The sequence below is a fragment of the Brevundimonas sp. genome (assembly GCF_041648115.1).
Lineage (GTDB): Bacteria > Pseudomonadota > Alphaproteobacteria > Caulobacterales > Caulobacteraceae > Brevundimonas.
In genome coordinates this window covers 57,177-67,910 of record NZ_JBAZPR010000005.1, presented here as the reverse complement: position 1 = coordinate 67,910, position 10,734 = coordinate 57,177, and the positions used below count along the sequence as shown (strand labels likewise).

Below are 10,734 nucleotides of genomic sequence, written 5' to 3'. Positions count from 1 at the left end.
CGTCCTTTTAGGAAACCTCCCCGTATGTTCCTGCGTTCCTTCGCCCTGACGACAGCCGCTGCCTGCGCCTTTGCCGGCTCCGCCCTCGCCCAGTCGCAACCCTATGGGCAGCTTCGTCCCGCGCCCCAGGGCTGGACCGTCGATCTGGGCGCGGGCGTCCTCTATCGCAACGACAGCAACGGCGACACGGGCTCGAAGACGACCGTCGCTCCGTGGGTCTCGGCCAACTATCGCGATCTGGTCTATCTCAGCCCTATGGACGGCCTGGGCTGGAACGCGATCAAGACCGACGACTTCCGCGCCGGCCTGCAACTGCGCCCGCGCTTCTCGGCCGACGACATCGAAGGCCTGACGCTGGACCGCCCCGACTTCGGCGCCGATGTCGCCGCCTATGCCTACAAACGCCTGCCCGGCAACATCGTGGTCGGCGGCCGGGTCAGCCGCGGCGTGACGGGCGTCAGCGAGGGCACCGAATACTACGCCTCTGTCGGCCATCAGCGCGTGACGTCGGTCGGCCTGCTGAACGCCTCGGTCTATGTGCGAGGCGGCGACGCCAAACTGGCCGATGCCTATTATGGCGTCAGCACCGCCGAGGCGACGGCGAACGGCATCAGCGCCTATTCCCCCGGCGGCGGCCTGCAAGGCGCGGGCGCCAGCCTGTTCCTGCTGGTTCCGATCGGCGACAAATGGGGCGCCGGCGCTCTGGTCAACTACGAACGCCGTTTGGGCGACGTCGCCGACAGCCCCCTGTCCCAGGAAGACGACACGATCCGCACGGGCGTCTTCGTCGCCCGCCGCTTCGGCGGCTGACGACAGAACGGCGGCGGTGGATGCGGCCGCCGTCCCTTGCTTCGATCAGGTCGCCGCGAACTCGCTCAGCGCGTCGATCACGGCGCGGTTCTGGTCTTCGGTGCCGATGGTGATGCGCAGGGCCTGGGGCAGGCCGTAACCGCCGACCGGGCGCACGATGATGCCCTTGGTGTTTAGATACTCGTTGGCGGCGGCGGCGCGTTCGGCGCCTTCGAACATCACCAGCACGAAGTTGCCGGCGCTGGGCAGCACCTCCAGGCCGAAGCCACGCAGGGCCTGGGTCAGGCGCGGCTTCCAGTTCGACACCAGTTCGCGCGACGCCGTCTGGTGCGCCTCGTCGAACAGGGCGGCGGTCGCGGCGTCGACGCCCGGAACCGAGACGTTGAACGGCAGGCGGATGCGGTCGATAGCCTCGGCGACCTTCAGCGGCGCATAGCCGAAGCCGATGCGCAAACCGCCCAGGCCATGGATCTTGGAGAAGGTGCGTGTGACCACGATGTTCTGTGCGTCGCGGGCCAGCGGGAATGCGGTCTCCCAGTCGGCCTCGGTCACATATTCCGCATAGGCCTCGTCCACGACCAGAATGATGTGGGGCGCCAGCGCGGCGTGCAGGCGGCGGATTTCCTCGCCCGTGTTGTAGCTGCCGGTCGGATTCGACGGGTTGGAGACATAGACGATCCTGGTCCGGTCATCGACCTGGGCCAGCAGCGCATCGACCTCGGCCTTGAAGTTCGGCTCGGGCGCCAGCTTGACCTGGGCCTCGCAGCCCAGGGCGCTGATCCGGTAGGCCAGGAAACCGTACTGGCCGCAGACGATGTTGTCGCCGGCCGTCAGATAGGTCTGGTTCAGCAGGGCGAAGACCTCGTCCGAGCCGTTGCCGAAGATCAGGCGTTCGGGCTCCAGGCCGTGGATCTCGGCCGCCGCGTCGCGCAACTTGGTTGCGCGGCCGTCGGGATAGACGTGGATGTTCTTGATCGCGGCCTCATAGGCGGCGCGCGCCTTCTCGCCCGCGCCCAACATGTTCTCGTTCGAGGACAGTTTCAGCGGCTCGGCGACGCCGGCGATGGACGACTTGCCGCCGACATAGGGGGCGATGTCGAGGATGCCGGGCTTGGGGGCGGGCGCGTCGGTCATGGGAAACCTTGAACTAATAGATGGGGGCGGCGCCGATGACGCCGTTCAGGCGGCCGGGCGCGGTCTTCAGCCGCCCGTCCTCGGCCTGCACATAGCCCGTCAGCATGAACAGCTTCAAGCCGCCCGCCGCCGCCAACGGATCGGCGACCAGACCGGCCTCGCCCAGGGCCTCGACGATCTTGGTCTCGGACCAGCCGCTGTCGGTGACCCAGAAGCTGCGGTCGTCGCCGGTCGGGCCAGACATGTCCGTGGACACCACGAAGGCCTGGGGTCGGCCGCGTCGGTCGTCCGGCAGGGCGGCGACGATCTTCAGTTCGGGCCGGGCCAGCAGCCGCCCCCACCACGGCCGGTCGGGCGACAGGTCGATCACCGCGCGCGACCCGGCCTCGACCGCCTTCAAGGCGTCGTCCGCCGACATCGGTCGCGCGCCCAGACCATAGCGGTCGGTCGCCAGAGCCTGAGCCACGCCGCCGCAGACGACGACGGCCGCGCCGGTCGCGACCTCCAGCCGGCCCCACACCGCCTTGACCGCCCCCGCTTCGGCGGGCGACGCGTCGTCCAGCAATTGGCGCAGGGCGATGGCCGAGGCGTCGACCCGGTCGCGCGTCCCAGCCGCGACCCGCGCGCGCACTGCGTCGACCAGGGCGCGATCCAGCGCCAGCAGGGCCTCGTTCGTTTCGGGTTCGTCCAGCAGGGCCATCAGAACAGCTTGGGCGCCGGGGCCAGGGGGAAGGGACCGAGCCAGGTGCGGCCGTCGCGGAACACCAGCGTCAGAGGCAGTTGCTCCTGACCCGTCGCCTCGGCGGCGCCCGCCGCAGCGGCGGCCCCGGCCGCGCCGATCCGGTTGACCGGCCCCTGTCGCGTCGCCATCAGGCCGGCCAGCGCGGGCAGAGGTTTCTGCGCCTGCAGCTCGACCTGGCCTGTCAGCCGACCGTTCGCGTCGGCCCTCAGCACGGCGCTGGTCAAGGTGGCGCGGCTGTCGCCCGCCTGAAGGTCGCCGCGCACATTGCGGAACGTCCCGCCCGCCTTCGTCCAGGCCGAGAAGACCCCGGCCGCATCGCCGCCCGTCTTCAACAGGCTGGCCTGGCCGATCACGGCCTCAAGCTGGGTGGTCAGGCGGCCGTCCTGGGCGAAGCCTTCGACCGGGCCATCGGCACGCCCTTGGCCGTCCACCAGACGGAACATGACATCGACGTCGTCGGTCGGCGTGGTCGAACCTTCCAGATGCGGCCGGGCGTAGAATTCGATCCGCGCGGCGCGGGCGATGGGGAAGGGTTCGGCGCCGGTCTGGGTCGTGAAGACCGGATTGACCATCTCCAGCGCCAGATTGGGCCAGCGCTGGTCTATGCCGCTGGCGCTCATGCGGATGGCGTCGCCCTTGACCGCGACCTCGCCCTTGCCGGCGCGGGTCAGCATCAGCCCCTGCGGCGCCACCACCACCCATTTGGTCGGCTGATAGGCGTTGGCCTCGGCGTTCAGTTCGGCCGCATTGATCGCATGCCCCGACGGCGTCTCGACCACCAGCTGGGTCAGGCCGACACGGGTGCGGAAGGGCCAGCCGGAGATCGTCTTGCCCGCGAACCGCACGTCCCAGCCGTCCTGACGCAGGGTCTGGACCTGGGCCTCAAGCCGCGTGTCGATCTGGCGCGTCAGAAAGACCCACCAGCCGGTCCAGGCCGCCAAGGCGATCAGCACGAGGATAAAGGGCGCATAAAGGCCCTTGCGGCTGGGTCGCTTGGTCGTGGCTTCGGTCATGCCGGAGCCTATAGCGCGCCGCTCCATGGCGTTCTAGGCGGTCAGGTCAGCCAGCACCGCATCCGCGACGCTGCGCGCATCCTCCGGCGCGATGCCAAGCAACAGCCCGCGCTGGCCTGCATTGATCAGCACCTGATCGAACAGAATGGCCGTCTCGTCCATCGCGGTCGGCACGGCCTTCTTCTGGCCGAAGGGGCTGACCCCGCCGACCTTGTAGCTCGTCAGCCGTTCGGCGTCGGCGGGCTTCATCATCTGGGCCGACTTGCCCCCCAGCACCGCCGCCAGCTTCTTCATGCTGACCTCGCAGTCGGAGGGCACGATGACGCACGCGGGCGCGCCATCGACCAGAACCATCAGCGTCTTGAACACCTGTTCCGGCGCAATCCCCAAAGCTTCGGCCGCTTGCAATCCCACGCGCGGCGCATCGGGATCGTAATCGTAGGGATACAGATCGAAGGCGACCCCGGCCTTGGTCAGGGCGACGGTCGCGGGCGTGGTCTTGGACATCCTAAGTCGTCTCGGGGTTCAGGAAGCTGCGGGTCAGTTCCACCGCATCGGCCAGGCCCATGCGCTGGACCTCGGTTCCCGGCGGCAGGCTGGCGAACAGGCGTGTCGGCGTGGCGGCGTCCAGCATCAGGAACACCCCCTTGTCGTCGCCGCGCCGGATCAACCGCCCGAAGGCCTGGGCGATGCGGGCGCGAGCGAGCGCATCATCATAGCCCTTGCCGCCCAGCCGTTCGCGCCGCGCCTTGTGCAGCAGATCCGGGCGCGGCCACGGCACGCGGTCGAAGGCCAGGACACGCAGCGACCGTCCCGGCACGTCCACCCCGTCACGCACGGCGTCGGTGCCCAAGAGGCACGAGTTCTCCTCGACCCGGAACATGTCCACCAGCGCCCCGACCTCCAGCGGATCGACGTGTTGGGCGTAAAGCGGCACGCCGGATTTCGCCAGGTCCGGCCCCAACCGTTCATAGACCGCCTTCAGCCGGCGAATGGCGGTGAACAGGCCCAAGCCCCCGCCCCCCGCCGCCAGGAACAGTTCGCGCATCGCCGCCGCCGTCTGTCGCGGATCGTCCTTGACCAGATCGTTGACGACGATGACCCGGCTGTTGGCCGCATAGTCGAACGGGCTTTCGACCTTGAGGGTGCGGGGCGGATCGATCAGACGGGCCGATCCGGTCCGCATCCGCGCCAGATCGAACGGATCTTCCTGCATCGGATCGGACAGGGTCGCCGAGGTCACCAGCACCCCGTGCGACGGCACGATCACGGCGGCCTCCAGCGGCACGGTCGGGTCGATCCAGTGGCGACGCAGGGCCACGTCGTGGATGCGGCCGAACGCCGTCTCGGCCGATAGCCAGTCGACGAAATCGGGATCCGGCTGATCTCCCCCGTCCTCCAGCGCGGCCAGCATCGACCGCCACCCCGGCAAGGTCATGCGCGCGCGTCGGTCCAGACCGCGCAGCGCCCCCTCGATCCGCGACCGCTGAGAGCCGTCCAGCTCGGCCGCCTCGTCATCCAGAATGTCCTCCAGATGCCGCGACAGGGCCAACAGTGGCGCCTCAATGGCGGCCAAAGCCTGGGCCGCCGCACGGGCGGTCTCGGCGACCGAATCGGTCACGGGCTTCAGCGCGCACTCCATGCCGAACTCGGGCCCGCCGTAAGTATTGGTCTCGGCGGTGCGTGCCCGAAGTTGATCCAACGCGGCAGCCAGGAAGGCCTCGATCGGGCCGATCGGATTGACCTCGCCAGACGCAGGCGCGACCCGGCCCGACACGCCTTCGCCCGGCAACGCCGCCGAGGCGCGGATGGCGTCCTGAAGCGCCTTCAACGCCGCGTCATTGTCGCCGACCATGTCGCCCAGCCGCTGCTCCAACCCGCGCCCGCGACGCCCCCGCCCCTCCGGTCCGCGGATCCAGCGGCGCAGCTCGGCCGCCTCCTGGCCCGACAGACAGGCGGAAAAGGCGCTGTCGGCGGCATCGAACAGATGGTGGCCCTCGTCGAAGACGATCCGCTTCAGGGCCGCCGTCTCGCCGTCCTGCTTCTGGCCCCGCGCCGAGCGCGCGCCGTCGAACGCCGCCTGGGTCAGAACCAGGGCGTGGTTGGCGATGACCAGGTCCGCGCGGCGGCTGGCGCGAATGGTCTTCTCCACGAAACAGGTGCGGTAGTGCGGACAGGCCGCATGGACGCATTCGCCGCGCCGATCCACCAGGTTCGCCGCGCCCGCCGCATGGGCCGCCGGCATGGCGAACAGGCCGGGCAGCCAGCCGGGAAAGTCCCCGCCCGTCATGTCGCCGTCGCGCGTATGCAGCGCCCATCGCCCGGCCAGCGCCAGACCGATCAGGTCGCCGTTCCCCAGCTGGGCCGCCTGCACCATGTCCTGCAGGTTCAGGACGCACAGATAGTTCTCGCGCCCCTTGCGGATCACCGCCTTCTTCTTGCGTTCGGCCGGATCGGGCCACAGCGAATGGCTCTCGCGGTCGATCTGGCGCTGCAGGGCGCGGGTATAGGTCGAGATCCAGGCCGCCCCCTGGTTCCGCTCGGCCCACAGGGAAGCGGGCGCCAGATAGCCCAGGGTCTTGCCCGTGCCGGTCCCCGCCTCGGCCAGCAGCACGCGGGGCCGGCCCTCCTCGTTGCGAGGCGAAAAGGCGAAGGCGACCTCGGCGGCGTAATCCGATTGGGTCGGTCGCGTCTCGTCCAGACCAGACGCCTGAAGCAGTTTCTCCAGCCGGATACGCGCACTCTCGCTGTCGACCGGTGCCGATCCCGCCTCGCCGCGCGGGGCCTCGTCCTCCCATTCGGTCAGGCGCGACCAGACATCCAGACCAGACCCGCGATGCTGGCGCGCCCGCACCCCGCCGGCCTCCAGCGCCTGCACCACCCGCTCGCCCCAGGCCCAGCCCGCGCGCTGCATCGTCAGCGCCAGGACATAGGCCGCCTCGCGCTCGGGATAAGCCGCTTGAGCCAGTTCGCGCAGCAACAGGCCCGCCGCCTCGCGCAGGGCCTCCGCCTGTTCCTCCGCCGATTTCGGCTCGGCCAGGCCCAGCGACAGGGCCAGCCCCGTCGGCGACGGCGCACAAAACCGCGCCGGCCGCACGAAGGCGTAAAGCTCCAGCACATCCATCAGTTCGGGTGACCTCGGCGGCGGCGTCAGCCCCAGCCGCCGCGCCGTCAGCGACGCATGCGCCACCATCACCGGCCCGGTCGTGAACACCCCCTCGGCCGCTCCTCGCCCGATCTTCCTCGCCCCCGCCTCGTCGCACACCGCACCCGAGCCGGGCGGCGTGGCGAGCGCAGGCGGCAGCCCCGCCCACGGCTCGGCGCCGGTCAGGCGGGTTTCAGCGATGACGGATTCGTCGGACACGAGCGATAGATAGCGACGTCGGGACTGAAACGGAACGGGAACATCTGGCGACTGACGCTCTGACACGCTAATTGTAAGTCATGGCTCGAAAGATGAAGCTTTTTACTCCGATGGGTCTGTCAGCCGTGATCCTACTGATGACGGGGCTCATCGTCCTGATGGGGCTAATCGCTGGACCTAAACTCAGCAGCTTCATCGCACAGGATTCATGCCTCGACGCGGGCGGTGCATGGAACGGTCACGCCTGCACGGGCGCTCGGTCGGGGTGACGCCCCTTCCCCCTCTCTTCGCCGACTGGTTTGCGCAGCGCGGCTGGTCGCCTCGGCGGCATCAGTTGGAGATGATCGCGGCGGGTGAAGCGGGCCGACACGCGCTGCTGGTCGCGCCGACCGGCGGGGGCAAGACGCTGGCGGGTTTTCTGCCCAGCCTGATCGAACTGGCGGAGCGCGGGCCGAGGCCGGCGACCGGGCCGGGGTCGGGGGTGCACACGCTGTATCTGTCGCCGCTGAAGGCGCTGACCACCGACGTCGAGCGTAATCTGATGACTCCGATCCGGGAGATCGGGCTGAACATCCACGTCGAGACACGGACCGGCGATACGAAGCAATCCAAGCGCCAGCGCCAGCGCGACTTCCCGCCCGACATCCTGCTGACCACGCCCGAGCAGTTGGCTCTGTTCTGCGCCTGGGAGGGGGCGCGGTCCTATTTCGCCGATCTGAAATGCGTGGTGCTGGACGAAGTCCATGCGATCTGGAGCGGCAAGCGCGGGGATCTGCTGTCGCTGGGCTTGGGGCGGTTGCAGAGCTTTTCGCCGGGGATGCGGCGGGTGGGGCTGAGCGCGACCATCGAAGATCCCGATCTGATCCGGGGGTGGCTGGCGCCGGGTGATGCGGACACAAAGAACCCCTCCACCGCTTCGCGGTCCCCCTCCCCACAAAGCGGGGAGGCGACGCAGGCCGAGCCGTCTCCTCCCCATGAAATGGGGAGGGGGACCGCCGAAGGTGGTGGAGGGGCTCTCAACGCAGTCAAGCTGGTCCGTGGCGACCCCGGCGCCCCCGCCGTCATCGACGTCCTGATCTCCGAGGGCAAGGTCCCCTGGGCGGGCCACACCGGCCAGCACGCCATCCCGGAAGTCTACGCCGCCATCCAGCGTTCGACCCTGGCGCTGATCTTCGTCAACACCCGCTGGCAGTCGGAGTTCGTCTTTCAGCAGCTCTGGGCCATCAACGACGAGAACCTGCCCATCGGCCTGCACCACGGCTCGCTGGCGGCGGAGCAACGGCGCAAGATCGAGGCGGCGATGGCGCGGGGTGACCTGCGGGCGGTGGTCTGCACCTCGACACTGGATCTGGGCATCGACTGGGGCGATGTGGACCTGGTCATTCAGATGGCGGCGCCGAAGGGATCGAGCCGCCTGGTCCAGCGGATCGGCCGCGCCAACCACCGGCTGGACGAGCCGTCGCGCGCCCTGCTGGTGCCCGCCAGCCGGTTCGAGATGCTGGAGTGCCAGGCGGCGCGCGAGGCGGTGGCCGACAACGCCTTCGACTGGGAGCCGGTCCACATCGGCACGCTCGACACCCTGGCGCAGCACATCATGGGCGTGGCCTGTTCAGAGGCCTTCGACATGCAGGCCCTGTACGACGAGATCGTAGGCTGCGGTCCCTATCGCGACCTGACGTGGGAGCAGTTCGAGGAGGTGGTCGATTTCGTCGCCACCGGCGGATATGCGCTGCGGACCTATGACCGGTTCGCCCGCATCGTCAGGACCCAGGATGGCCGCTGGAAAGTCCGCAACCAGCATATCGCCCAGCGCCACCGCATGAACGTCGGCGCCATCGTCTCGGCCGGAACACTGAACGTGCGCGTCGCCAGCCGTCGCGGCGGGGCGTCGCGCCAGCTGATCGGCGGCCGCAAGGTGGGCGAGGCCGAGGAGTGGTATTTCGAACAGCTGACGCCCGGCGACACCTTCCTGTTCGCGGGCCAGGTCTGGGCGTTCCAGGGCATCACGGGGACCGACGCCCTGGTCACTCACGCCAACGACAAGGACCCCAAGATCCCGTCCTGGGGCGGGTCGAAGTTCCCTCTGTCGACCTCGTTGGCCGACCGGGTGCGGACCATGATCCACGATCGCGACCACTGGCGCGTCCTGCCGCCCGACGTCCAGGAATGGCTGGAGCTTCAGGAGAACCGCTCGGTCATTCCCAATGCGGAATCCATGCTGGTCGAGACCTTCCCGCGCGGCAGCCGGCATTTCCTGGTCGCCTATCCGTTCGAAGGCAATCTGGCCCACACCACCTTGTGCATGCTGCTGACGCGGCGGCTGGACCGGATGGGCGTCGGGCCGCTGGGCTTCGTGGTGACGGACTATTCGCTGGCCATCTGGTCGATCAAGCCGATGGATGGGATCGACCTGGATGCCCTGTTCCAGTCCGACATGCTGGGCGACGATCTGGAAGACTGGCTGGAGGAAAGCTTCATGATGAAGCGGTCCTTCCGCAATTGCGCCCTGATCTCGGGCTTGATCGAGCGACGCCTGCCCGGCGCCGAGAAGACTGGGCGGCAAGTGACCTTTTCCACCGACCTGATCTACGACGTGCTGCGCCGCCACCAACCCGACCATCTGCTGCTCAAGACTGCCCGCGCCGACGCGGCGTCCGGCCTGCTGGACGTGGCGCGCCTGGGCCAGATGCTGGCGCGGATCGAGGGGCGCATCCGTCACCAGCCCCTGACGCGCCCCTCGCCCTTCTGCGTGCCGGTTCTGGTCCAGATCGGGCGCGAGCGGGTCGGCGGGGACGCCGCCGAAATGATCCTGGACGAAAGCGCCGACCTGCTGATCGCAGAGGTCATGGACGACGCCGAACCCGGCGAGGCCGCATGAACGCCGTCCTGCGCCAGACCCTGTCGCCCGCCCGCAAGACCTGCGGGTCGCTGAGCGTGCGGATCGCGGGCGAGGCGTGCGTGCTTCGTTGCTCCGGGGCGTTGTGGCTTCCGGCCCACGGCGCCCTGATCGTCGCGGACCTGCACCTGGAAAAGGGTTCGGCCTTCGCCGTGCGGGGTCAGCTGCTGCCGCCCTATGACAGCCGCGCCACGCTGGACAAGCTTGAGGCCGAGATCGACGATCTGGACCCGGCCATGGTCGTGCTGCTGGGCGACAGTTTCCATGACACTAAGGCCATTCCCCGCATGGCGGCCGAAGACCGCGCGCGTCTGGACCGGCTGGCGTCGGGGCGCGACTGGCTGTGGCTGGAGGGCAATCACGACCGCGAGGCGCTCGCTCGCGATGCCGACGCCGCGACCCGCCTGCCCGGCCGGATCGTCGGCGACATGACCCTGGGCGCGCTTCGCCTGACGCATGAGCCCGAACCGCTGACCGCCGACGACGACCGTCGTGGCGAGGTCGCGGGCCACCTGCACCCCGCCGCCAAGGTCGCCGCCTATGGGCGCGGCGTGCGGCGGCCGTGTTTCGTCACGGACGGATCGCGCCTCATCCTGCCGGCCTTCGGCGCCTTCACTGGCGGATTGAACGTGCGCGATCCCGCGATCGCCGATCTGTTCGCCGCCCCGCCCCTAGCCGCCGCCCTGGGACGGGACCGGGTCCACGCCCTGGCCTGGGACGTACTGCGATAGGGCGTTCGTAAACCGTTCAGCACGTCGCTTCACCGCATCTTGGC

General features: G+C 69.2%; 8 protein-coding genes. 3 read left to right on the top strand and 5 right to left on the bottom strand.

Annotated elements, in window-relative coordinates; translation table 11 throughout:
* Window positions 1–24 precede the first annotated feature (24 nt).
* Window positions 25–810 (top strand): MipA/OmpV family protein, encoded by a 786-nt coding sequence (locus tag WC597_RS05835; protein ID WP_372692361.1) that lies wholly within the window; start codon window positions 25–27, stop codon window positions 808–810.
* A gap of 45 nt (window positions 811–855) precedes the next feature.
* On the opposite strand, the gene hisC is transcribed toward WC597_RS05835, so the two are convergent.
* Genes hisC through WC597_RS05810 form a run of 5 tightly spaced genes read right to left on the bottom strand, consistent with a single transcriptional unit; the run spans window position 856 to window position 7,063 of the window.
* On the bottom strand, window positions 856–1,944 hold the full coding sequence (gene hisC, locus WC597_RS05830) for a histidinol-phosphate transaminase (protein ID WP_372692359.1): 1,089 nt from the start codon (window positions 1,942–1,944) through the stop codon (window positions 856–858).
* 13 nt (window positions 1,945–1,957) lie between these two features.
* Window positions 1,958–2,644, bottom strand: coding sequence for a hypothetical protein (locus WC597_RS05825; protein WP_372692358.1), 687 nt, complete (start codon window positions 2,642–2,644; stop codon window positions 1,958–1,960).
* Window positions 2,644–3,699 (bottom strand): DUF2125 domain-containing protein, encoded by a 1,056-nt coding sequence (locus tag WC597_RS05820; RefSeq protein WP_372692357.1) that lies wholly within the window; start codon window positions 3,697–3,699, stop codon window positions 2,644–2,646. The genes WC597_RS05825 and WC597_RS05820 overlap by 1 nt, the downstream gene beginning before the upstream one ends.
* A 33-nt stretch (window positions 3,700–3,732) precedes the next feature.
* Window positions 3,733–4,206 carry a Cys-tRNA(Pro) deacylase gene (gene ybaK / locus WC597_RS05815; RefSeq protein ID WP_372692356.1) on the bottom strand — a complete coding sequence of 158 codons (474 nt, stop codon included), beginning with the start codon at window positions 4,204–4,206 and terminating at the stop codon, window positions 3,733–3,735.
* Between the two features lies 1 nt (window position 4,207).
* Window positions 4,208–7,063 (bottom strand): ATP-dependent DNA helicase, encoded by a 2,856-nt coding sequence (locus WC597_RS05810; RefSeq protein ID WP_372692355.1) that lies wholly within the window; start codon window positions 7,061–7,063, stop codon window positions 4,208–4,210.
* Window positions 7,064–7,292: 229 nt separating this feature from the next.
* Here WC597_RS05810 and WC597_RS05805 point away from each other — a divergent pair, with 229 nt between their 5' ends.
* On the top strand, window positions 7,293–9,941 hold the full coding sequence (locus WC597_RS05805; RefSeq protein ID WP_372692354.1) for a ligase-associated DNA damage response DEXH box helicase: 2,649 nt from the start codon (window positions 7,293–7,295) through the stop codon (window positions 9,939–9,941).
* Entirely contained in the window at window positions 9,938–10,690 is a 753-nt protein-coding gene (gene pdeM, locus WC597_RS05800; RefSeq protein WP_372692352.1) for a ligase-associated DNA damage response endonuclease PdeM, read from the top strand. The genes WC597_RS05805 and pdeM overlap by 4 nt, the downstream gene beginning before the upstream one ends.
* Window positions 10,691–10,734: the final 44 nt, after the last annotated feature.